The 22,714-nt window shown below is 70.8% G+C and carries 21 protein-coding genes; 12 read left to right on the top strand and 9 right to left on the bottom strand.

Translation table 11 applies throughout. The features are described 5' to 3' along the window. Nucleotides 1-35 precede the first annotated feature (35 nt). The gene (locus ABZ848_RS12545; protein ID WP_360829620.1) at nt 36-1,058 is read left to right on the top strand and encodes an ABC transporter substrate-binding protein; all 1,023 of its coding nucleotides are present in this window, start codon (nt 36-38) and stop codon (nt 1,056-1,058) included. A gap of 42 nt (nt 1,059-1,100) precedes the next feature. Next, nucleotides 1,101-2,186, top strand: coding sequence for an NAD(P)-binding domain-containing protein (locus tag ABZ848_RS12540; RefSeq protein ID WP_360829618.1), 1,086 nt, complete (start codon nt 1,101-1,103; stop codon nt 2,184-2,186). A gap of 12 nt (nt 2,187-2,198) precedes the next feature. Here ABZ848_RS12540 and mltG read toward each other — a convergent pair whose 3' ends face one another. Both mltG and ABZ848_RS12530 read right to left on the bottom strand, forming a co-directional pair. Then, nucleotides 2,199-3,041 (bottom strand): endolytic transglycosylase MltG, encoded by an 843-nt coding sequence (mltG, locus tag ABZ848_RS12535; RefSeq protein ID WP_360829615.1) that lies wholly within the window; start codon nt 3,039-3,041, stop codon nt 2,199-2,201. A gap of 43 nt (nt 3,042-3,084) precedes the next feature. Beyond that, nucleotides 3,085-4,887, bottom strand: coding sequence for an ABC transporter ATP-binding protein (locus ABZ848_RS12530; protein WP_360829612.1), 1,803 nt, complete (start codon nt 4,885-4,887; stop codon nt 3,085-3,087). A 94-nt stretch (nt 4,888-4,981) separates the two neighbouring features. Here ABZ848_RS12530 and ABZ848_RS12525 point away from each other — a divergent pair, with 94 nt between their 5' ends. Further along, nucleotides 4,982-5,434, top strand: a complete 453-nt coding sequence (locus ABZ848_RS12525; RefSeq protein WP_360829609.1) for a MarR family transcriptional regulator — start codon at nt 4,982-4,984, stop codon at nt 5,432-5,434. A 144-nt stretch (nt 5,435-5,578) separates the two neighbouring features. Here ABZ848_RS12525 and ABZ848_RS12520 read toward each other — a convergent pair whose 3' ends face one another. Further along, on the bottom strand, nt 5,579-6,916 hold the full coding sequence (locus ABZ848_RS12520) for a cation:dicarboxylase symporter family transporter (RefSeq protein ID WP_360829606.1): 1,338 nt from the start codon (nt 6,914-6,916) through the stop codon (nt 5,579-5,581). A gap of 163 nt (nt 6,917-7,079) precedes the next feature. Next, complete coding sequence (locus tag ABZ848_RS12515; protein WP_360829603.1) at nt 7,080-7,805, bottom strand: L,D-transpeptidase family protein; 726 nt, start codon at nt 7,803-7,805, stop codon at nt 7,080-7,082. A gap of 134 nt (nt 7,806-7,939) precedes the next feature. On the opposite strand from ABZ848_RS12515, the gene ABZ848_RS12510 reads away from it, so the two are divergent. Together ABZ848_RS12510 and ABZ848_RS12505 are read left to right on the top strand one after the other, a co-directional pair. Continuing rightward, entirely contained in the window at nt 7,940-9,754 is a 1,815-nt protein-coding gene (locus ABZ848_RS12510; protein WP_360829600.1) for an ABC transporter ATP-binding protein, read from the top strand. Continuing rightward, a complete protein-coding gene (locus ABZ848_RS12505) occupies nt 9,751-11,532 on the top strand; it encodes an ABC transporter ATP-binding protein (RefSeq protein ID WP_360829597.1) in 1,782 nt (593 codons plus the stop codon). The genes ABZ848_RS12510 and ABZ848_RS12505 overlap by 4 nt, the downstream gene beginning before the upstream one ends. Nucleotides 11,533-11,693: 161 nt before the next feature. Here the strand turns inward: ABZ848_RS12505 and ABZ848_RS12500 are convergent, their stop codons facing one another. Both ABZ848_RS12500 and ABZ848_RS12495 read right to left on the bottom strand, forming a co-directional pair. Further along, complete coding sequence (locus ABZ848_RS12500; protein WP_360829594.1) at nt 11,694-13,280, bottom strand: FAD-dependent monooxygenase; 1,587 nt, start codon at nt 13,278-13,280, stop codon at nt 11,694-11,696. 37 nt (nt 13,281-13,317) lie between these two features. Then, nucleotides 13,318-13,809: a hypothetical protein gene (locus tag ABZ848_RS12495; protein ID WP_360829591.1), complete on the bottom strand. Its 492-nt coding sequence runs from the start codon at nt 13,807-13,809 to the stop codon at nt 13,318-13,320. Between the two features lie 120 nt (nt 13,810-13,929). Between ABZ848_RS12495 and ABZ848_RS12490 the strand changes: the two genes are divergently transcribed. The 4 genes from ABZ848_RS12490 (at nt 13,930) to ABZ848_RS12475 (ending at nt 16,366) form a co-directional block, all read left to right on the top strand. Next, nucleotides 13,930-14,538: a sigma-70 family RNA polymerase sigma factor gene (locus ABZ848_RS12490; RefSeq protein ID WP_360829588.1), complete on the top strand. Its 609-nt coding sequence runs from the start codon at nt 13,930-13,932 to the stop codon at nt 14,536-14,538. After that, nucleotides 14,522-15,382 (top strand): hypothetical protein, encoded by an 861-nt coding sequence (locus ABZ848_RS12485; protein ID WP_360829585.1) that lies wholly within the window; start codon nt 14,522-14,524, stop codon nt 15,380-15,382. The genes ABZ848_RS12490 and ABZ848_RS12485 overlap by 17 nt, the downstream gene beginning before the upstream one ends. Before the next feature lie 216 nt (nt 15,383-15,598). After that, nucleotides 15,599-16,069, top strand: coding sequence for a DUF5709 domain-containing protein (locus tag ABZ848_RS12480; RefSeq protein ID WP_360829582.1), 471 nt, complete (start codon nt 15,599-15,601; stop codon nt 16,067-16,069). A gap of 33 nt (nt 16,070-16,102) precedes the next feature. Then, entirely contained in the window at nt 16,103-16,366 is a 264-nt protein-coding gene (locus tag ABZ848_RS12475) for a type B 50S ribosomal protein L31 (protein WP_360829579.1), read from the top strand. A gap of 50 nt (nt 16,367-16,416) precedes the next feature. Here ABZ848_RS12475 and ABZ848_RS12470 read toward each other — a convergent pair whose 3' ends face one another. Then, the gene (locus ABZ848_RS12470) at nt 16,417-17,211 is read right to left on the bottom strand and encodes a metal-dependent hydrolase (RefSeq protein WP_360829576.1); all 795 of its coding nucleotides are present in this window, start codon (nt 17,209-17,211) and stop codon (nt 16,417-16,419) included. Nucleotides 17,212-17,356: 145 nt separating this feature from the next. Here ABZ848_RS12470 and ABZ848_RS12465 point away from each other — a divergent pair, with 145 nt between their 5' ends. Both ABZ848_RS12465 and ABZ848_RS12460 read left to right on the top strand, forming a co-directional pair. Then, nucleotides 17,357-19,870, top strand: coding sequence for a DUF3516 domain-containing protein (locus ABZ848_RS12465; protein WP_360829573.1), 2,514 nt, complete (start codon nt 17,357-17,359; stop codon nt 19,868-19,870). A 19-nt stretch (nt 19,871-19,889) separates the two neighbouring features. Next, nucleotides 19,890-20,756: an acyl-CoA thioesterase II gene (locus tag ABZ848_RS12460; protein ID WP_360829570.1), complete on the top strand. Its 867-nt coding sequence runs from the start codon at nt 19,890-19,892 to the stop codon at nt 20,754-20,756. A gap of 10 nt (nt 20,757-20,766) precedes the next feature. Here the strand turns inward: ABZ848_RS12460 and ABZ848_RS12455 are convergent, their stop codons facing one another. Both ABZ848_RS12455 and ABZ848_RS12450 read right to left on the bottom strand, forming a co-directional pair. Next, nucleotides 20,767-21,648, bottom strand: coding sequence for a DUF6397 family protein (locus ABZ848_RS12455; protein ID WP_360829567.1), 882 nt, complete (start codon nt 21,646-21,648; stop codon nt 20,767-20,769). Between the two features lie 126 nt (nt 21,649-21,774). Then, complete coding sequence (locus ABZ848_RS12450) at nt 21,775-22,188, bottom strand: roadblock/LC7 domain-containing protein (protein WP_360829564.1); 414 nt, start codon at nt 22,186-22,188, stop codon at nt 21,775-21,777. Nucleotides 22,189-22,281: 93 nt separating this feature from the next. Here ABZ848_RS12450 and ABZ848_RS12445 point away from each other — a divergent pair, with 93 nt between their 5' ends. Next, on the top strand, nt 22,282-22,710 hold the full coding sequence (locus ABZ848_RS12445; protein ID WP_360829561.1) for a PPOX class F420-dependent oxidoreductase: 429 nt from the start codon (nt 22,282-22,284) through the stop codon (nt 22,708-22,710). Nucleotides 22,711-22,714 lie beyond the last annotated feature (4 nt).

Here is a 22,714-nt window from a genome sequence, read left to right as displayed (position 1 = left end):
CCTGCTCTCACGCCAGTTCCACAGAAGGAATCCCCATGCGACGCCGCCTCGTCCCCGCCGCACTGCTCCTGCCCTTCGCCCTGCTGCTGACCGCCTGCGGCGGCAACTCCGCGGCCGACGCGGGCGGTTCGGTGGACGGCAAGGGCTCCCTCACCCTCAACGTCAGTGACCAGAAGGGCGGTTCGGAGGCCATCCTGCGGGCCGCCGGGGAGCTGAAGAACCTCGACTACAAGATCAAGTGGTCGACCTTCACCTCCGGCCCGCCGCTTCTGGAGGCCGTGAACGCCAAGGCCGTCGACATCGGCGGCGTCGGCAACACCCCGCCGGTCTTCGCGGCCGGCGCGGGCTCGAAGATCACGGTGGTGGCCGCCTGGCACGGCACCTCCAAGGGCGACGCCATCCTCGTCCCCAGCAGCTCGAAGCTGACCAGGCCCCAGGACCTCAAGGGCAAGTCGGTGGCCGTGGCGCAGGGCTCCTCCGCCAACTACCAGCTGGTCGCCTCCCTGAAGGCGGCCGGGCTGAGCCTGAGCGACGTCAAGGTCAAGTACCTCCAGCCGGCCGACGCACTGGCCGCGTTCACGTCCGGCAAGGTCGACGCGTGGGCGGTGTGGGACCCGTACACCTCCCAGATCCTCCAGGCCAAGCAGGGCCGCGTCCTGACGACCGGGGACGGCGTCACCAACGGCCTCACCTTCCAGGTGGCGGCGCCGAGCGCGCTGCAGGACAAGAAGAAGGCCGCCGCGATCAAGGACTACCTGGAGCGGCTGCGCCGGGCCACCGACTGGGTCTACGGCCACAAGGAGGAGTGGGCCAAGGTCTGGGCGAAGGACACCGGGCTGCCGTACGAGGTGGCGCTGGCCTCGGTGAAGCGCACCAACGCGACCCGGATCTCGGTCGCCGTCGACAAGCCGCTCATCGCCTCCGAGCAGCAGATCGCCGACACCTTCACGCAGTTGAAGCTCATCCCGAAGAAGGTCGACTTCGGCGACTTCGTGGACACGCGCTACAACGGCGACCTGCCGCCCTCGACCACGGCGGCGCGTGCCTCGGAAGGGTGAGCGACCGGGAAGATCCATGGCCTCGACGCCGTTGGTAGAAGCGTGAACAACATGCGCGAGGTCGAGGTGGTCGTCATAGGCGCTGGTCAGGCCGGTCTGTCCAGCGCCTATCACCTGCGCCGCACCGGTTTCGAGCCGGACCGCGACTTCGTGGTGCTGGACCACTCCCCCGGCCCGGGCGGAGCCTGGCAGTTCCGCTGGCCGTCGCTGACGTACGGCAAGGTCCACGGCATGCACGCGCTGCCGGGCATGGAACTGACGGGAGCCGATCCCGCGCGGCCGTCGTCCGAGGTGATCGCCGAGTACTTCACGGAGTACGAGCGCACCTTCGACCTGCGGGTACGACGGCCCGTCGACGTCCGTGCCGTGCGCGAGGGCGAGGACGGGCGGCTGCTCGTGGAGACCTCGGAGGGCACCTGGTCGACACGGGCGCTGATCAACGCGACCGGCACCTGGGACCGGCCGTTCTGGCCGCGCTATCCCGGCCAGGAGACCTTCCGTGGACGGCAGTTGCACACCGCGCAGTACCCGGGCCCCGAGGCGTTCGCCGGGCAGCGGGTCGTCGTGGTGGGCGGCGGCGCGTCCGGCACCCAGCACCTGCTGGAGATCGCCGAACACGCGGCCGCCACTACCTGGGTCACCCGCCGCCCACCGGTCTTCCGGGAGGGCCCCTTCACCGAGGAGTACGGCCGGGCCGCCGTCGCCCTCGTCGAGGAGCGGGTACGGCAGGGCCTGCCGCCGAAGAGCGTGGTCTCCGTCACCGGGCTGCCGCTCAACGACGCGATCCGGCAGGGCATCGCGGACGGCGTCCTCGACCGGCAGCCCATTTTCGACCGGATCACGCCCGACGGCGTGGCGTGGAACGACGGACGACACAGTCGGCACATCGCCGCCGACGTGATCCTCTGGGCCACCGGCTTCCGGGCCGCCATCGACCACCTCGCGCCGCTGAAGCTGCGCGAGCCGGGCGGCGGGATCCGTGTCGAGGGCACCCGTTCGGTCGCCGACCCGCGCGTACACCTCGTCGGCTACGGTCCCTCGGCCAGCACCATCGGCGCCAACCGGGCCGGACGCGCGGCCGTACGGGACATCAGGCGGCTGCCGGCCCAGGAGCCGGTGGCCGCGTGACGCCCCGCCCGGTTACTTCGCCGAGGGCTTCTGCCGGGCGTTGAACTCCGCGACATTGCGCTGGTGTTCCGCGAAGTCCGCGGTGAAGCGGGTGTCGCCCGGCTTGACCGTGACGAAGTACAGCCAGTCGCCCGGCGTCGGACTGATCGCCGCACGCATAGCCTCCTCGCCGGGATTGTCGATCGGCGTGGGCGGCAGGCCCATGCGCTGGTACGAGTTGTACGGGCTGTCGATCCGTGTGTCGTCGCCGGTCGTCTTGAGCGTGGCGCGGTTCAGGGCGTAGTTGATGGTGGAGTCCATCTGCAGCGGCATCCCGCGCTCCAGCCGGTTGAAGACGACCCGCGCCACCTTGCCCATGTCCGCCTTGGAGGCGGCCTCGGCCTGCACGATGCTCGCGATGGTGACCGCCTGATAGACGTTCATCGCGTTGCGCTGGGCGCCGGCCGCCACCGGGGCGCCGTTGAACTTCTTGTTCGCGGTGTCGACCATGTACGCCAGCAGTGACTCGGGCGTCGCCTTCTTGCCGTTCCGCTCCAGCGGGTACGTCGCCGGGAAGAGGTAGCCCTCCGGGTTGCCCTCGGCGTCGCTCGGCAGCTTGAGGGCGGCCTTCGCGAGGGACTTGCGGGCGCTGCCGGCCGGCAGGGCGAGGGCCTTGTCGACCGCCTCGTAGACCTGCCCCGCACGCCAGCCCTCCGGGATCACCAGTGCCGTGGGCTTGGCCTCCTGCTCGTTCTCCAGGCTCAGCAGCGGCACCGCCACGGCGGTGCCGGCCACGACGGCTCCGGTCGCGATGAGGACGAGCCGGCCCCTGCGCGTCAGTCGAATCGTTCTCCGTGGCGGAGTGTTCAGGTACATGAGCGCACGGTAACCCGCATACCATCACAAAGCCGGCATATTTTCAGCTTGTCGGTTCCAGTTGGGCATCCCGGCGTACGAGGGCCGCGTACCGCCCGTCCCGGTCGAGCAGTTCCTCGTGCGTGCCCCGCTCGGCCACGTGCCCGGAGTCGAGGACCACGATCTGGTCGGCGCCGCGGACCGTGGACAGCCGGTGCGCGATGGTGAGCGTGGTGCGGTTGGCGGACAGGGCGTCGATGGCGTCCTGGACGGCGGCCTCGGTCCTGGTGTCCAGGGCGCTGGTCGCCTCGTCGAGGATCAGCACCGGCGGGTCGCGCAGGATGGTGCGGGCGATGGCGAGGCGCTGCTTCTCACCGCCGGAGAACCGGTGGCCGCGCTCGCCGACGACCGTGTCGTACCCGTCGGGCAGCCCCGCGATGTGCTCGTGGATCTGCGCCGCCCGCGCCGCCGCGTGCAGTTCCTCGTCGGTGGCGTCCGGCTTGGCGAAGCGCAGGTTCTCGGCGACCGAGGCGTGGAAGAGGTACGTCTCCTGCGAGACCACGCCGACGGCACGCGCGAGGGTGTCGAAGTCGAGGTCGCGGACGTCGACGCCGTCCAGAGTGACCCGGCCGCCGGTGACGTCGTACAGCCGCGGCACCAGGTAGCCGAGGGTCGACTTGCCGGCACCCGTCGGGCCCACCACCGCGAGGCTGCTGCCCGCGGGGACGGTGACGTCGATGCCGTCGAGGACGGGCCCGCCCTTGTCGTCGTAACGGAACTCGACGTCCTCGAAGCGGACCTCGCCCTTGATGTGGTCGAGGTGGACCGGGTTGTCCCGCTCGGTGATGTCGATGGGCAGGTCGAGGTACTCGAAGATGCGCTGGAACAGCGCGAGCGAGGTCTGGATCTGGACGCCGGTCGACAGCAGGCTGACGGCCGGGCGGAACAGGCCCTGCTGGAGCGAGACGAAGGCGACGATCGTGCCGATGGAGATGTCGGGGCCGCCGGCCTGGAGGGCGATGCCCGCGGTCCAGTAGATGACGGCCGGCATGGCGGCCATGACGATCGTGATGACGGCCATCCGCCAGCGGCCCGCCATGTTGGACCGCACTTCGAGGTCGACGAGCCCCTCGGACTCCTCCTCGAACGCCCTGGTCAGCGAGTCGGAACGGCCCATGGTGCGGCCGAGCAGGATGCCGGAGACGGAGAGCGACTCGGTGACCGTGGCGGCCATCGCGGCCATCTGCTTCTGGCGCTGGGTGGTGATCTTCTTGCGTTCGTTGCCGACGCGGCGGCTGATCCAGACGAAGAGCGGGAGCAGCAGCAGCGAGACGACGGTCAGGCGCCAGTCGAGGGCGATCATCGCGACGATGGTGGCGACCACGCTGGTCAGGTTGGAGACCAGGGAGGTGGCGGTGGAGGTGACGGTCGCCTGCATGCCGCCGATGTCGTTGGCGATGCGGGACTGGACCTCGCCGGTGCGGGTGCGGGTGAAGAACGCGAGGGACATGCGCTGGAGGCGGCCGTAGACCGCGGTGCGCAGGTCGTGCATGACGCGCTGGCCGACGGTCGTCGAGATCAGGGTCTGCAGGACGCCGAAGACGCTGGTCAGGACGGCGCTGAGGATCATGCCGAGCGCGAGCAGGCTGAGCAGGCCGGTGCGGCCCTGCGGGATCGCGGTGTCGAGGGTGGCCTTCAGGAGGAAGGGGGTGGCCACGGACACGAGCGACGAGGCGCCGACCAGCAGGCCGACGACCGCGAGCCGGCCGCGGTAGGGACGGAAGAGCTTCAGGATGCGGCGCACCTGCCGGGGCTGCTCTTTGGCGTCGGCCGACGGTGTCCAACGGGATTCTCGATCGGGGTGCAATGGGCTCCTACGGAGGTGAGGGAACGAAGACTGACGGAGCTTAGCTCACTGTTACCTATGCTCACAATGAATTAACTCCTGATATTGTTCCCTCATGACCACGCCCGATTCCGACGGCCTGCTCGCGGAGCAGCTGCTGCGGTTCACCCGCCGGGTGCACCGCATCCAGAAGCGGCACATCGAGCAGTGCGGGTTGGGTGTGACCCCGGCCCAGTCCCGTCTCCTGCGCACGCTGGCGCACTACAGCTCACCACCGCGCATGGCCGACCTCGCGGAGCGGCTGGAGGTGGTGCCGCGAGCGGTGACCTCGCTGGTCGACGCCCTGGAGGCGGGCGGCAAGGTGCGGCGGGTGCCGGATCCTTCGAATCGCCGGGTGATCCGGATCGAGCTGACGGAGGACGGCCGGAAGGCGCTGCGCGCGCTGCGGGGGGCTCGGCGGGCGGCGGCGGAGGAGATGCTGGCGCCGCTGAGTGAGGAGCAGCGGGGGGTGTTGGGCGGGTTGTTGGATGCGCTGGTGGATGGGGAGCGGGAGAAGCGCTGCGGGTAGGGGGTACGACGGTTCGTGGGCGCTGCGGGTGTGTGGGGGCTTGTCGCGCAGTTCCCCGCGCCCCTTTAGGTCTTTAGGGGCGCGGGGAACTGCGCGATCAGCCACGAACCACCCGCAGCCGCCCACGCAACAGAACCCGCCGAGCTACTGGGCGACAGACATCTCCGCCGCCTTCTCCTCGTTCTCGACGACAGCCTCGCCGTCCAGCACCTTCTTCGCCCGCTCCAGATCCAGCGCCCCCTCCCACCGGGACACCGCGAACACGGCGACACAGTTGCCGAGCAGGTTCGTCACCACCCGCATCGAGTCCATGATCCGGTCCACCCCCAGCAACAACGCCACCGCACCCGCGGGAATCGCCCCCAGCGAGGACGCCGTCGCGGACAGCGCGAGGAACGCCGAGCCCGGGATGCCCGCCATGCCCTTGCTGGTCAGCATCAGCACCAGGACCACGGTGATCTGCTGGCCGACGCTGAGGTCGACCCCCACGGCCTGCGCGATGAACAGCGTGCCGATGGAGAGGTAGAGCGACGCACCGTCGAGGTTGAAGGAGTACCCCGTCGGCAGCACGAGACCCACCGCGTCGTCACGCGCACCGGCTCGCCGAAGCTTCTGCATCACCCGCGGCATCACCGACTCCGTCGACGCCGTGCCGAGCGCCAGCAGCATCTCCTCGCGGATGTAGCGCAGGAACTTCCACAGGCTCAGCCCGGTGACCATGCGCAGAGCCACGCCCAGCAGCACGACGAACAGCGCGGCGGCGACGTAACAGAGAATGATCAGCTTCGCGTACGTCTCGATGACACCGAGTCCGTACTGGCCGATCAGGACGGCCATCGCGCCGAAGACCGCGATCGGCGCGAGGCGCATGACGAAGCCGACGATCGCGAAGATGATCTCCTGGGCCTGTTCGATGGCGGGCAGCACCTGCGGCACCTTGGTGTGGCCGAGATGCAGCAGCGCCGCGCCCACGAGGCAGGCCAGGACGAGGACTTGGAGCAGGGAGTTCTCGGCGAAGGCGCCGATGAAGCTCGTCGGCAGCGCGTTCAGGACGAATTCCGTCGTCGAGGGCAGCGAGCCGCCGCCCGTCTTCTCGTCGACCGCCTTGGTGCTCAGCGTGGCCGGGTCGACGTGCATCCCGGAACCGGGCTGGACGACGTTGGCGGCCACGAGCCCGATGATCAGGGCGAGCGTGCTCGCGACCTCGAACCAGATCAGCGCCTTGAGCCCGATCCGGCCGAACGCCTTCAGGTCACCGGCCTTGGCGATGCCTACGACCACCACGCAGAAGACGAGCGGCGAGATGATCGTCTTGATCAGCCGGGTGAACCCGTCGCCGAGCGGCTGAAGGTCCGTGGCCACGCCGGGCCACAGCTTGCCGACGGCTATGCCGAGCACGAGCGCGCAGAGGACCTGCGCGAACAGCGAGGTACGCAGTGTGTGTGCGACGCGTCGCGGGACAGAGGGGACGGACGGCGGCACGGGCACTCCTTGAGGGGGGACGTCAACACAGCAGTAGCCGGGGAGACTTCTGCGATACGGAAAGCGGCTTCCGTGGCGATCACTTTCGCGCGCGAGTTGATCGCGTCGGAAACCTGTGTGTTGCGTCCGTGTAAATCAGCCCGGGCCGTCTCCACCGTCCGCGCTAGGCCTTCAGGTCATCCCTGTCCCCCATGACCACCACGGGATGCCGGTCCGGGTCGAGCGTGCGCAGCAGGTACTCCATCGCCGGCTTGGACAGGCTGACGCAGGCCGACGTACCGCTGCCGTGGTCCATGTGCAGCCAGATTCCGCCGCCCTTCGCGTCGCCCTCGGGGCGGGTCGGGTCGTTCGGCGGACGGCCCTTGACGCGGTTGTAGTCGATGGCGATGACGTAGTCGAAGTCGTGCCAGTGCGACTTCGCCCACCAGCGCGGGGCCGCGAAGGACGGGTCGCGGGTGTACGGGAGCCGGGCGCCGGGGTCGGCGAGGACACCGCCCGCGTCGGTGAGCGTGAACACCCCGACGGGGCTGCGTTTGTCGCCCTCGTGATGGTCGGCGGTCCAGCCCTTCTTGCCGTTGTGCGCCGGCCAACTGCGGGTGCGGTCCCAGGCGGAGCCGCGTTTCGTGTACAGCACGACCGTCGAGTCCGGGGAGTTCGCGCCTTCGCCGTAGACCGCGACGACCTGGCCGGAGTCGCCGGGAATCAGCCGATGCAGGCGGTCACCGACGCCGGGGACGGTGGTACGCGCGTGTGCGGGCGCCGCCTTGGCGCCGGCCCCGTTCTCCCCAGCGCCGCCGTGCCCGGCACCGCCACAGCCGGACAGCGCCGCGAGCAGGGTTCCCAGGGCCGCCACCGCGACCGCCGTACGTTGTGCACCGTTTCTCCGCATCGGCCCATTCTGTACGGCCGCTGAGAAAACCGGTTGCCTCCGACCACGCTGCGACGCGAACCTTGCACGGTTTGCTACCGCCGAACGCGGATCCCTCCACCCCCCTGACACGAGCCACTGGGATGTCAGTCGTCATGCAGATTCAAGACCTTCCGTATCCCGATCCGGGCGTGCCGGACGCGCGCTCGGGGCCACGGTTCCTGTGGTGGCTGGGCCGTAATCAGCTGGGCGGGCAGTTCAAGGCGCTGGCCTGGGGGCTGCTGCACTTCGGGGCGGTCTCCGCGCTGCCGTTCTGCGTGGGCCTCGCCGTGCAGGCCGTGGTGGACCGCTCCGGTACCCGGCTGGCGCTGACCGGCGGGCTGCTGGCGCTGGCCGCCTTCTGCATCGCGCTGGGCGACACCTTCCTGCACCGCGCCGCCGTCACCAACTGGATCACCGCCGCCGCCCGCGTCCAGCAACTGCTCGCCCGCAAGGCGGCACAGCTGGGCTCGGCGCTCACGCGGCGGGTCGCGGCCGGCGAGGTGGTGGCCGTCTCCACGGGCGACGTCGAGAAGATCGGCTGGTTCGTGGAGGCCGTCTCCCGCTTCCTCGCGGCGGCCCTCACCGCCCTGCTGGTCTGCGTCGCCCTGCTGCTCTACCAGCCCGCGCTCGGCGTGGTCGTCGCCGTCGGCCTGCCCCTGGTGGCGCTCGCGGTACTGCCGCTGCTGCCCAAGGCCACCCGGCGGGCCGACCTCCAGCGCGAGAAGGCGGGCCGGGCCACCGAACTGGCCTCGGACACCGTCGCCGGCCTGCGCGTGCTGCGCGGCATCGGCGGCGAGGAACTCTTCCTCGACCGCTACCGCAGCGCCTCCCAGGAGGTCCGCCGGGCAGCGGTGCGCAGCGCCCGCATGTGGTCCCTCATCGCCACGATGCAGGTCCTGCTGCCGGGCCTGCTGATGATCATCGTGGTCTGGTACGGCGTCCATCTCGCCCGAGAGGGCCGCATCACCGTCGGCGAACTGGTCACGGTCTACAGCTCGGTGATGGTGCTGAACTACCCGCTCCAGCACTTCCACGAGATCGCGATGGCGTACTCCTTCTCGCGCCCCTCGGCCAAGCGGGCCGCGCGGGTGCTCTCGCTGGAGCGCGCCACCGACATCGGGGGCGTGCGGGAGGCCGACGTGCCGCGCGGCGATCTGTACGACCCCGCGACCGGTCTGCTGGCCCCCGCCGGCCGGCTCACCGCGGTGGTGTGCGGCGACCCGGACGCGGCGGGCCTGCTCGCCGAGCGGCTGGGCGGGCACCCCGCCGAGCAGGGCACGTCCGTGCGGCTGGACGGCGTACCGCTGGACGAGCTGCCGCTGGACACGGCCCGCACGGCCGTTCTCGTCCAGGACAAGGACCCGGTGCTGCTGTCGGGTTCGCTGCGCGAGCTGCTCGACGTGCCCGCGTCGGGTGCCGTTTCTGCAGAGGACGCGCTGGCCGCGGCCCAGTGCGGGGACGTGCTTGAGGCGCTCGCGCAGGGGTCGTTGGACGCCGAGGACCCGATGGACACGCGGATCACCGAGCGCGGGCGGTCACTGTCCGGCGGTCAGCGACAGCGGCTCGCGCTCGCCCGGTCGCTGATCACCGACCCCGAGGTGCTCGTCCTGGACGAGCCGACCTCCGCCGTGGACTCGCACACCGAGGCGCGGATCGCGGAGGGCGTGCGCGGACTGCGTCAGGGGCGCACGACGGTGGTGTTCACCTCGTCGCCGCTGCTGCTGGACCGCGCGGACCGGGTCGTGCTGGTGCACGAGGGCGAGGTCACGGCGGTCGGCGTGCACCGCGAACTGGTGCGCACCGACCCCCGGTACCGGGCCGTGGTGACCCGGGAGACCGAGGAGGAGTCGGCCATGAACGCCGTACTCGAAGAAGACGAAGCACTCAAAGAACTGCAGGAACTGGAAGAGATCGAGGAGTCGGCATGATCGGCGTCGCGCCACCGGCCTACGACCCGGCGGCACCGACGACGGCGAACACCCTGCCCGTCGGCGCCCCCGCGACCGTACGCGCCTACGTGGCCGAGCTGTTCCGGCGGCACCGCCGTGCCTTCGTGGTCCTGATCGCCGTCAACACCGTGTCCGTGATGGCCTCGTTGGTCGGGCCGTGGCTCCTCGGCGACCTCGTCGAGCGGGTCTCGGACGGCGCGCGGGAGCTCCATCTCCCGCTCACCGTCTCGCTGTTCGCGCTCGCCCTGGTCGTCCAGGCCGTGTTCGTACGGGAGGTACGGCTGCGCGGGGCGATGCTGGGCGAGCGGATGCTGGCCGACCTGCGCGAGGACTTCCTGGTGCGATCGGTCGGACTGCCGCCGGGAGTTCTGGAGCGCGCGGGCACGGGTGACCTCCTGTCCCGTATCACCACGGACATCGACCGGCTCGCCAACGCGATGCGCGAGGCCGTGCCGCAGCTGGCGATCGGTGTGGTGTGGGTGCTGCTGCTGATGGGCGGCCTGGTCGTCACGGTGCCGCCGCTGGCGCCCGCCGTGCTGGTCGCCGTGCCGCTGCTCGTGGTCGGCTGCCGCTGGTACTTCAAGCGAGCGCCGTCCGCGTACCGTTCGGAGGCCGCGGGGTACGCCTCCGTCGCCGCCGCCCTCGCCGAGACCGTCGACGCCGGACGCACCGTCGAGGCCCACCGCCTCGGCGAGCGCCGGATCGAACTCTCGGAGCGCCGGGTGACCGAATGGACGGCGTGGGAACGGTACACGCTGTGGCTGCGGTCGGTGCTCTTCCCGGTCATCAACCTCACGCACGCGACCGTGCTCACGTCGGTGCTGATGATCGGCGGGGTGTTCGTGCTGCACGGCTGGATCGGGGTGGGCGAGCTGACGACGGGCGCGCTCATCGCGCAGATGCTCGTCGATCCGGTCAACCTCATCCTGCGCTGGTACGACGAACTGCAGGTGGCGCAGGTGTCATTGGCGCGGCTGGTCGGCGTGCGGGACATCGAGCCGGAGGCCGGTGAGGAGTCCCTGGCGCCCGACGGGCGGGACGTCCACGCGGACCGCGTGCACTTCGGCTACCGCGAGGGCGTGGACGTGCTGCGCAAGGTGTCCCTCCAAGTCGCTCCCGGCACGCGGCTCGCGCTGGTCGGCCCCTCCGGCGCGGGCAAGTCCACGCTGGGCAGGCTGCTGGCGGGCATCTACGCGCCCCGGGACGGCCGGATCACCCTGGGCGGCGCGGAGCTGTCCCGGATGCCGGCGGAACGGGTCCGCTCGCACGTGGCACTGGTCAACCAGGAGCACCACGTGTTCGTCGGCTCCCTGCGCGACAACCTCCTCCTCGCCCGCACGGACGCCGTGGACGCGGAGTTGTGGGCGGCGCTGGGGGCGGTCGACGCCGACGGCTGGGCGCGGGCACTGGACGACGGCCTCGCCACGGAGGTCGGCTCGGGCGGACTGGCGCTCACTCCGGCGCAGGCCCAGCAGATCGCGCTGGCCCGGCTGGTGCTCGCCGACCCGCACACGCTGGTGCTGGACGAGGCGACGTCCCTGCTGGACCCGCGCGCGGCCCGCCACCTGGAGCGGTCGTTGGCCCGCGTCCTCGACGGCCGCACGGTGGTCGCCATCGCCCACCGCCTGCACACCGCGCACGACGCGGATGTCATCGCGGTGGTGGAGAACGGGCGGATCAGCGAGTTGGGCAGCCATGAGGAGCTGGTGTCGGCCGACGGGGCGTATGCGGCGTTGTGGAGGTCTTGGCACGGGTGAGGTTGCTTGGGCGGCGGCTCAGGACGGTGACCGGGGGGAGGTTGTGGTCGGTGATCGGTCCTGGGCCGTCGTCGGCGGTCTGAAGTGGGCGGATTTGGGGACTCTAGGATTCGCGGATTCGGGAGCCTCTGGGATTCGCGGATTCGGGAGCCTCCGGGATATCAGAGGACCGGCGCGTCCGCGATCGCGGCGAGCGTGGCCCGGACCGTGGCGTCACTCTGTGGGCGGTCGTGCCAGCGGGCGGCGATGTGGCCGTCGGGGCGGACGAGCAGTGCTCCGTGTGGGCCGAGGTCGTAGGGGTCGGTGTGCTCGGCCGGTAGGTGCTCGATGCGCAACGGCCATGCCGGGGTGGCCTGTTGCTGCCAGTGGACGGGGGCCGGGGTGAGCAGCGTGAACCACTCGCCGAGGGTGTCGAGCGTGGAGCGGTCGGGGGCGATCCAGCGGTGTGGGAGGCGGTGGCCGGGTGCGGTGGTGGGGATGTAGTCGGTGCCGCGGTCGGGTGGGACGGATCGGTCGGATGCCGTGCCGTTGGCCGTGAGTACCGCAGTGGAACGGTAGTTGACGCCGAGCACCAGGCCCAGTTGGGCGAAGTACCGCTCCGACCAAGGGAGTTCAAGGGGCGCCGACGGCGCTTCGCCGTTGCGGAGCTGGTCGCGGCGGAGTGTCTGTGCCTTGGCCACCAGCTGGGCGTTGGCCACCGCCTGACGAAGGGTCTCGTGGGCCACGGGCCGGCGTTCCGGCTCGTACGTCTCCAACAGGCCTGGCCCTGCCCAGCCTTGCAGGACCCCCGCCAGCTTCCAGCAGAGGTTGTGCACATCGCCGACGCCGATGTTCATGCCCAGACCGCCGGTGATGGGGATCGCGTGGGCGGCATCACCGGCCAGGAGGATCCGGCCGTGGCGGAAGCGTTCCGCGACGAAGGCGTTCATGGCCCAGTGCTGAACCCGCAGAACTTCGGCCGTTACGGGGGTGCCCGCACCCAGCGCTTTCGTGACGAGCCCAACCCAGTCGGCGCGCTCGGCGTCCCCCGGCGTGGCGCCGAACCAGGCCCAACCACCCTCCGGATACAGCGGGATGAGCGAGCCGTGCGCGGTGACGTACACCCCGGCCGGCTGATCGGCGGCCCAGCGGCTGAGGTCGGCGTCGAACACGACGGTGGTGAAGCTTCCCAACGCGCCCGGGCCGACGGTGCCGATGCCCAGCAGTTGCCGCACCGTCGAGTTCGCCCCGTCGGCGGCAAGGACGTAACGCGCGCGCACGACCGCCCCCGCCCCGCTCCGGTGGTCGACCAGCGAGGCGACAACCCCACCCCCGTCCGTGTCCTCGGCCAGCCCGACGAGCTCGACCCCGAACCGCGCCTCCGTCTCCGCCGCGGCCAGCAACTCGGGTTCGAGTCGGTCCTGCGAGGTGACCACGCCGATCACGGGGCTCTCGGGGACGGGCGCATGCACCCCGACCATCGCCGCCGACGCGAAGTCACGGTCGTACAGGGTGTCGCGGAACCGGATCCGCCCGTACTTCGGCGCGAACGCCGCGTCCGCGATCCCGGCGGCGATCCCGAGCTGCCGGAACACCTCCATCGAGCGAACGTTGACCAGCCGCGACCGCGGAAAGGGCGACAGCTCACGGCGTTTCTCGACCAGCAGGACGCGTACGCCCCAGCGCTCCAACAGTGCCCGGGCGGTGAGCCCGACAGGCCCTCCCCCGACGATCAGTACGTCCGGGTCTGTCGGCAACTCGACCATCATGGGATCAATGATCCCGACCCGGGGCCCGGCCGCAAGGTCAGTATCCGTAGCCGCCGCTGCCGTTCGAGGCCGGGACAGCCTTCTTGACCGCCGCACCCTGGGCGTTCATCACGTACCAGATCCTGTCGATGCCCTGTCCCTTGAGATCACCGGCCGCCCGGTCCTCGGCGTAGTAGTACAGCGGGTGCCCGGCATACGTCACCTGCGGTTTTCCCCCACCCTTGGTGCTGCCGACGAGGCTCGCGTCGATGCCGGAGCCCGCCTTCGGCTTGCCTTCCATGTGCGGCCAGAGCTTGACGCAGGCCGCGTCGCAGTTCATCGAGTTGGTGTTCCTGCCGTCCTCCGTGAAGAGGTAGAGGGTACGTCCGCCGCCGTCGACGAGGATCTTGCCGAGCGGCGAGTCGGCGACCTTGATGCTGGAGGTGTCCATGGCGGCCCTGGCCTGGCTGTCGGACCCGGCGCCGCTGCTCCCGCCGCCACCTCCGCATCCGGCAAGCGCCAGTGCCGACGCGAGTGCGAACCCTGCCACGGTCATCCTGCTTGGCCTCATGATCTTCTCCGTCCGTCGTGACGGAGGTTGTACGAGCGAGCGGTCTCGACGGATTGGGGTGGATTTCGTTCAATCCCTTCGGCCCTCCCGTACGTACCTATGGGCGTGGAGCTGTTCCCGCGCGCTGACCGGGTGGACGACGCCTCGCTCGTCGCCGGCTTCGCGCTGGGCGACGAGCAGGCCTCCGTGGCCTTCGTCCGCCGCTTCCAGGACGCGGTGTACGGCCTGGCACTGTCGGTGACCCGTGAGCCGGCCCTGGCCGAGGACGTCAGCCAGGAGGTCTTCGTACGGGCCTGGCGGGCGGCCGGGAACTACGACCCACGGCGCGCTTCGGCCCTCACCTGGCTGCTGACGATCACCCGCAACGCCGCCATCGACGCGGTCCGGGCCCGGCGCCCCGTGCCCGTCCTGGCCGAGAACCTGGAGCGTCTCCTGGACGTGACCCTCCGGTCCGAAGCCGACACGGAGGGCACGGAGGGACAGGCCCTGGCCGCGCTGGAGAGCGAGCGCGCCCTGGAAGGGCTGCGGGATCTTCCCGTCGAACAGGCCCGCGCGGTCGCCCTCGCCGTGCTCGGCGGCTGCACGGCCGCGGAGGTGGGCCGGCACGAGGGCATCCCGCTCGGCACGGCCAAGACCCGTATCCGTACCGGACTGCGCAGGCTGCGCGACGCGCTGAAGGAGGGGAGCCGCGATGGAACGCCACTCTGACGAGCGCCATGGCGCCGGACGCCACCCGGACGAGGACGAGCTCACCGCCCTGGCCCTCGGCACCCTCCCCGGCGAGCCGACGGAGCTCCTGCGCCACCTCACGACCTGCCCGCCCTGCCGCTCGACCTACGACGACCTCTCGACGGCCGTCGACGCGGTACTCCCGGCCGCCCCGAGGGTCGCGGCTCCGCCCGGCTTCGACGCCAGGGTCCTGGAGCGGCTGGAGCAACTCGAACTTCGGCGACCTGGCGTGGCCGGCGAGGCGTCGGGCGGCGCGGACGAGTCGACGTCTGCTGCCGCTCGCGCATGGTCGGGGGGCGCGCGGAAGTCGCCGGGGTCCGCGCGCTGGTCGCCCAAGGTGTGGCGCAGGTCGCCGTCCGTTGCCCGCGGGGTGCCGGACGTGGTCTCTGTACAGCCCGCCCCGAGCCGTCGATCGCGCCGAGTCCCCCTCCTCGTCGCGGCCGCCGCCCTCGCCGGGCTCGGCCTCGGTGGGGTCGTCGGGGCGGAGGTACTGGGTCACCGGTCGACGCCGGCCCAGGTGACCGCGAGTGATCACGGAGCCGTGCTGACCACCCGCTCGGGCTCCCGCGTCGGCACCGTGGAACCCAGCCGCCTCGGCAGCGACCACGTCATGGTCATGCAGATCACGGCCGGCCCGCCCGGCACCCACTACACCTGTCGCCTCCTCCTCAAGGACGGCTCCACCCGCGACGCCGGCCAGTGGTGGATGCCCGCCTCGGGCCGCGCCACCTGGATCGCCTACGGTTCGGCCGGCGCCGTCGACCGGGTCGAACTGGTCACGGACGACGGCCACGTCTGGTCCGCCGCCGATCTGAACGCCTGACACCGGCCGCGTGGCCGTCGGCCCAGGAAGGGCGTGCCTCCTCGCCCCGTGCCGTTGCGCGGTCCCGAAAGGGGGTGGAAGGCTGGATATCGGCACCGGCTCGGGGAGTGCCCGGGGACCGTCGGGTCCTCCCGGGCGCAGCCTGTGCTCCGCGCACCGGCGCCCCGCCGCACGGCGCGGTGAAGACGGGCCGGTCCGCACCACCAGGAGGTAGCCGTGAACAGCGCCGACGGATGGGGTGACGACGTCTACCAGCCCGACGGATCCGAGATCCAGGAGGACTCGGGGCTGCTCGACGTCGAGGACACCCTGGACAACGACGGTGTCGGCGACCCCCTCGACCGCGGCTGGTCCCCGCCGGAGCGACCGTGGGCGGTGGAGCGCGCCGACGTGACGGCGGCGGAGCGGCACCGCGGGGAGACGCTGGACCAGCGCCTCGCGGAGGAGCTGCCGGACCTCGTCGCGCCCGACGGCGACGGCATCGGCGACTGCGACGGCACCGACGGGGAACTCCTGGACAACGAGGTCGGCTCCGTCCGCTCCGGCCGCCTGGTGGCCCCCGACGAGGGCGCGCACGAGGACGAGGAGAGCGCGCTGGTCGCCACGGACGTGGGCATCGACGGCGCGGCGGCCTCCGCCGAGGAGGCCGCGATGCACATCGTCGACGAGGACGCCCTGTCCGGCTGACCCGTCGTTCCCCCGACCCGCCGAGGAGCCCCCATGCAGCAGGACAAGCACCCCGACTACCACGCGGTCGTCTTCCGTGACCGCGCCGCCGGCTACGCCTTCCTGACCAGGTCCACCGCGACCAGCGACCAGACCATCGAGTGGGACGACGGCGAGACCTACCCGGTGGTGGACGTGGAGATCTCCTCGGAGAGCCACCCCTTCTACACCGGCAAGGCCCGGACGGTGGACTCCGAGGGCCGCATCGCCCAGTTCGAGCGGCGCTACGGGGGCGGCGCGGGACAGGGCCAGGGCTGACACCACATCGCGGCGACGCCCGAGGGCCACACCATCGGCCGTCCCTCGGATCAGATGAAGTTCAGCGCCGCCGCGCAGCCCACCCCGCCGAGCAGCATGAACACCGGCATCAGCACCTTGAGCTCGACCCAGCTGCCGGCCCGGAACCGCATGGCCTTCGGCGGGCCGATCGGGTACCAGCGCTTGCGGCCCACCGGGATCGGCCACAGGATCGGGCAGCCGGAGACGGTCAGCGCGTCGCCGATGTCGTGCACTATCGCGCCGAGCACGATCGGCAGCCCCAGCCACAGGTACTGCTGACCTGGCTCGGTGAACAGCCAGTCCGAACCGTTGCCCGGCTTGTCCAGGACCCCGGCGAGGATCCAGGCGCTGGTCGCGGCCAGCAGCCACACCAGCACATCGCTGCTGGAGCCCCGGGCCGCCCGCCACAGCAGGCCCTCGATGGCCAGCACCATGTGGACGAAGAGGATGGCGAGCACCGCCCAACGGCCACCGGTGATGGCGGCGACCGACGTACCCGCACCGATCAGGACCGCCCACAGCCAGGTGTGGGTGAGGGTGCGGTGGCCGCCGGAGCGGCGCGGGTCGCCCTGCTTCTTCGTCGCCTTGTAGACGGCGTAGGAGAGCTTGTCGACGATCTCGCACAGTCCGCGCGAGAGGGGGCCGAAGGCCCGGGAGATCGTGGCCGCCTTGTGGTCCAGGTCGGGGGCCAGGGCGGCTCCGGCGCAGATCAGGGCGCCGACCAGGAGGACCGGCCAGGGCATCGGGTGTCCGGCTGCGGCGGCCGCCGCACCGACGCCGAGCCAGGCCGCGGCTCCCGACAGTGAGTGTGCTGGTCCCATCATGGCCGTTGCCCGCCCCATTCCTCTTGTGCCGCTGTCCAGTTGACCGGGTGCGCTGACGCTCCGTCGGCGACACAGCGTACTGGTCGTGATCTTCGCAGCCGCATCCGATTCCCCTATGAGGGAGGACGGCAGGCAAGATGGGTCCGTGACACTCATCGATCAGCTGCCGCCGACCGCCGACCCCGACGCTCTCTACGAGGCCTTCGAGTCGTGGGCCCAGGAGCGCGGTCTGACGCTCTACCCCCACCAGGAGGAGGCGCTGATCGAGGTGGTCTCCGGCGCGAACGTGATCGTGTCGACGCCCACCGGCTCCGGCAAGAGCATGATCGCGGCAGGCGCGCACTTCGCGGCGCTCGCCCGCGACGAGGTCACCTTCTACACCGCGCCGATCAAGGCGCTGGTCTCGGAGAAGTTCTTCGAGCTGTGCAAGCTCTTCGGCACCGAGAACGTGGGCATGCTGACCGGCGACGCGTCCGTGAACTCCGACGCGCCCGTCATCTGCTGCACCGCCGAGGTCCTCGCGTCGATCGCACTGCGCGACGGCAAGAACGCGGACGTCGGCCAGGTCGTCATGGACGAGTTCCACTTCTACGCGGAGGGCGACCGCGGCTGGGCCTGGCAGATCCCGATCCTGGAGCTGCCGCAGGCGCAGTTCGTCCTGATGTCGGCGACGCTGGGCGACGTCTCCTTCTTCGAGCAGGACCTCTCGCGCCGCACGGGCCGCCCCACCTCGGTGGTCCGCTCGGCGACCCGCCCGGTGCCGCTCTCCTACGAGTACCGCTTCACACCGCTCACCGAGACCCTCACCGACCTGCTGGAGACCAAGCAGGCGCCGGTCTACATCGTGCACTTCACTCAGGCGCAGGCCGTGGAGCGGGCGCAGGCGCTGATGAGCATCAACATGTGCTCGAAGGAGGAGAAGGAGCAGATCGCCGAGCTGATCGGCAACTTCCGCTTCACCACCAAGTTCGGCCGCAACCTCTCCCGCTACGTCCGCCACGGCATCGGCGTGCACCACGCCGGCATGCTGCCCAAGTACCGGCGCCTGGTGGAGAAGCTCGCCCAGGCCGGTCTGCTGAAGGTCATCTGCGGCACGGACACCCTCGGCGTCGGTGTCAACGTGCCCATCCGCACCGTGCTGTTCACCGCCCTGACCAAGTACGACGGCAACCGGGTGCGCACCCTGCGCGCCCGCGAGTTCCACCAGATCGCGGGCCGGGCCGGGCGGGCCGGCTTCGACACGGCGGGCTTCGTCGTCGCGCAGGCGCCCGAGCACGTCATCGAGAACGAGAAGGCTCTCGCGAAGGCCGGCGACGACCCGAAGAAGCGCCGCAAGGTCGTCCGCAAGAAGGCGCCGGAGGGCTTCGTCGCCTGGACGGAGAACACCTTCGAGAAGCTCATCGCCTCCGAGCCCGAGCCGCTGACGTCCCGCTTCCGGGTCACCCACACGATGCTGCTGTCGGTGATCGCCCGCCCGGGCAACGCCTTCGAGGCGATGCGGCACCTGCTGGAGGACAACCACGAGCCGCGCAAGCAGCAGCTGCGACACATCCGCCGGGCGATCGCGATCTACCGCTCGCTCCTCGACGGCGGCATCGTCGAGAAGCTCGACGAACCGGACCCCACGGGCCGGATCGTCCGTCTCACCGTCGACCTCCAGCAGGACTTCGCGCTCAACCAGCCGCTGTCCACCTTCGCTCTGGCCGCTTTCGAGCTCCTCGACCCCGAGTCGCCGTCCTACGCCCTGGACATGGTGTCCGTCGTCGAGTCGACCCTCGACGACCCGCGGCAGATCCTCGTCGCCCAGCTGAACAAGGCGAAGGGCGAGGCCGTCGCCGCGATGAAGGCGGACGGCATCGAGTACGAGGAGCGCATGGAGCGCCTCCAGGACGTCAGCTACCCGAAGCCTCTGGAGGAGCTGCTCTTCCACGCGTACAACACGTACCGCAAGAGCCACCCCTGGGTCGGCGACCACCCGCTGTCGCCGAAGTCCGTCATCCGCGACATGTACGAACGGGCGCTGTCCTTCACGGAGTTGGTGTCCTTCTACGAGCTGGCCCGCACCGAGGGCATCGTGCTGCGCTACCTCGCCAGCGCGTACAAGACCCTCGACCACAACATCCCCGACGACCTCAAGTCCGAGGATCTGCAGGACCTCATCGAGTGGCTCGGCGAGATGGTGCGCCAGGTCGACTCCAGCCTGCTCGACGAGTGGGAGCAGCTCGCAAACCCGGAGGAGATGACGGCCGAGGAGGCCCAGGAGAAGGCCGACGAGGTCAAGCCGGTCACCGCCAACGCGCGCGCCTTCCGCGTCCTGGTCCGCAACGCGATGTTCCGGCGCGTCGAGCTCGCCGCCCTCGACCAGGTCGAGGAGCTGGGCGAGATGGACGCCGAGGCCGGCTGGGACGCCGACGCGTGGGGCGAGGCGATGGACAAGTACTGGGACGAGTACGAGGACCTCGGCACCGGCCCGGACGCCCGCGGCCCCAAGCTGCTCGTGATCGAGGAGGCGTCCCAGGAGGGCGTCTGGCGTGTCCGGCAGATCTTCGACGACCCGAACGACGATCACGACTGGGGCATCAGCGCGGAGATCGACCTCGCCGCCTCCGACGCGGAGGGCCGTGCGGTCGTCCGCGTCACCGACGTCGGTCAGCTCTGAGCCAAGGAGAGATCCCCGCATGACGAACCCGGCCGAGAGACTCGTCGACCTGCTCGACCTGGAGCAGATCGAGGTCAACATCTTCCGTGGCCTGAGTCCGCACGAGTCCCTGCAACGGGTCTTCGGCGGCCAGGTGGCGGGCCAGGCGCTGGTCGCCGCCGCCCGCACCACGGAGGGCGACCGTCCGGTGCACTCGCTGCACGCGTACTTCCTGCGGCCGGGCCGCCCGGGCGTGCCGATCGTGTACCAGGTCGAACGGGTGCGGGACGGCAGGTCGTTCACGACCCGCCGGGTCACCGCCGTGCAGCAGGGCCGCACGATCTTCAATCTCACCGCCTCCTTTCACAAGCCTGAGGAAGGACCCTTCGAGCACCAGCTGCCGCCGGCCCGTACGGTCCCGGACCCGGAGTCCCTGCCGACGGTGACCGAGGAGATCCGCGAGCACCTCGGCGCGCTGCCCGAGCGGTACGAGGGGATGGCGCGCCGCCAGCCCTTCGACATCCGGTACGTCGACCGGCTGCGCTGGACCCCGGAGGAGATCAAGGACGCCGAGCCGCGCAGTGCCGTGTGGATGCGCGCGGTCGGTCCGCTCGGCGACGACCCGGTCGTGCACACCTGCGCGCTGACCTACGCCAGCGACATGACCCTCCTGGACGCCGTCCGCATCCCGGTCGAACCCCTGTGGGGCGCGCGGAACTTCGACATCGCGTCGCTGGACCACGCCATGTGGTTCCACCGGCCCTTCCGTGCGGACGAGTGGTTCCTGTACGACCAGGAGGCGCCCATCGTGACGGGCGGGCGCGGTCTGGCCCGCGGACGGATCTACGACCGGGCGGGACGCCTGCTCGTGTCCGTCGTCCAGGAAGGGCTGTTCCGGGCGCTGTAGTCGCCGCGGTTCAGGGGTTCCTGCGGCGCAGCCAGCCCAGCAGACCTCGGGAGCGTCCGGGGTCCTCGGTGGCGGGTTCCGGGTCGTCCGCGACCGGCGATGCTCCGGCCGGTCGCGGTGCGGGGTCGCGTCGACGGGCGTCGCTCACCGCGCGGGCGAGTTCGGCGCTGAGCCAGCCGACCTCGTCGGGGTCGTCCGCGTGGGTGAGGCGCTCGGTGAGCTGCGCCCCGGGCGATCCGGGGGCGCCGTACGTGACCGCCTTGGGCAGGAACCGGCTCAAGTGCAGGCGCTCATAGGGGTCCTGGACGACCTCGGCGATCTGGAGCGGGTCGAGTACGGAGGCGATGGCCGCCGCCTGCGCCCAGGGATGGTCGCCGGCCCGGCGCCGCAGGAAGGTCAGTTGCCTCTGCCGCCAGTTGCGGGGGCGCAGGTCCACGCCCTCCTGCACGAGTTCCCGGAAGCCCGCCGGGATGCGGCCGGTCAGCAGGTCCGCCCTGCTCTCGTCGGCCGCGAACTCCCGTAGCTCCTCGGCCAGATAGAGCCAGACCACGGCCCGGTAGCGGTTCAGGTAGAAGTGGACCGGCACGACGATGCCGAGCCGGGCGAAGCGGGTGAACCTGCCGACCGGCACGTCCAGCAGCTCAGCGCCCTCCCTGGTGCCCACGGTCGCCACGCGTTTCGTCAGCGTCCCGGGGAAGCCGTCCTCGCCCCGCAGCCGCTCGATCTCGGTGCGCGGGACACGCAGGCCCCCGCCCCCTTCGTCGGGCACGGTCCGGATGTGCCCGAGATTGACGGCGAGGTCGAACTGTCCTCGCTTGAGCTCCAGTTCGCGGGCCGCTCGGCTCGGCGTGCAGGAGGTGCTGGATGGTGTGGTGACGGTGTTGCCCGACATGGTCGTCTCCCCCGTGGAGTGGTCGGCCCCGCGCCGTCCGCGTGGCCTCGGAGAAAAACCGTAGCCGCTGCGGCGGATCTTGTGGGGGCCTGTGGATAACTCTGCGGGAGAGGGAGAAGTCGCAGGTCAGGAGTCTGTTGACGAGGGCCGTTCGGGCTGTCGGGCCTCCACGCCGAGATGTTCGCCGACCCGGTTGACGAGCAGGGTCATCTCGTAGGCGATCTGGCCGATGTCGGCGTCGGCGGCGCTGAGCACGCACAGACAGCTGCCGGTGCCGGCCGCCGTGACGAACAGCACCGCGTCGTCGAACTCCACCATCGTCTGGCGTACTCTGCCCGCGCCGAAGTGGCGTCCCGATCCCTTGGCCAGGCTGTGCAGTCCGGACGAGACGGCGGCGAGATGCTCGGCGTCCTCGCGCCGCAGCCCCGTGCTCGCTCCCGTCACCAGACCGTCGTTGGACAGGACCAGGGCGTGCCGCACCTGTTCGACACGCTCGGTCAGATCGTCCAGCAACCAGTCAAGTCCCTGGTTCTGCGCCATGTTTCGGTCTCCCCGTGAAACGAATCCCCCTCGCCGGAGGATCTCTGCGCCAGCCTTCCCCACCACCGGCCGCCGGGCAAGGAGGATGGGTTCATGGCGCAGAAGATGACCGACGAGGAATGGCGGGCGTTCGTCTCGCACGGCACCCGCACCGCGAAGCTCTCCACCGTCCGGGCCGACGGCAGCCCGCATGTGACGCCGATCTGGTTCCTGCTCGACGGGGACGACATCGTGTTCAACACGGCCGGTACGAGCGTGAAAGGGCGGAATCTGGTCCGTGACGGGCGCGCCGCGCTGTGCGTGGACGACGACCGGCCGCCCTTCGACTACGTCGTGCTGCAGGGCCGGGCGCGGATCTCGGAGGATCCCGACGAACTGCGGTACTGGGCCGGCCGGATCGGAGCCCGGTACATGGGCGAGGAGCGCGCCGAGGAGTTCGGGGCGCGCAACGGCGTACCCGGTGAACTCCTCGTACGCATCGCCGTCGAGAAGGTCCTGGCCGAGAAGGCCGTCGCGGACTGAGCGG

The organism is Streptomyces sp. NPDC047081 (assembly GCF_040643775.1).
Taxonomy (GTDB): Bacteria; Actinomycetota; Actinomycetes; order Streptomycetales; family Streptomycetaceae; genus Streptomyces.
This window is presented reverse-complemented; position numbering and strand designations above follow the sequence as displayed.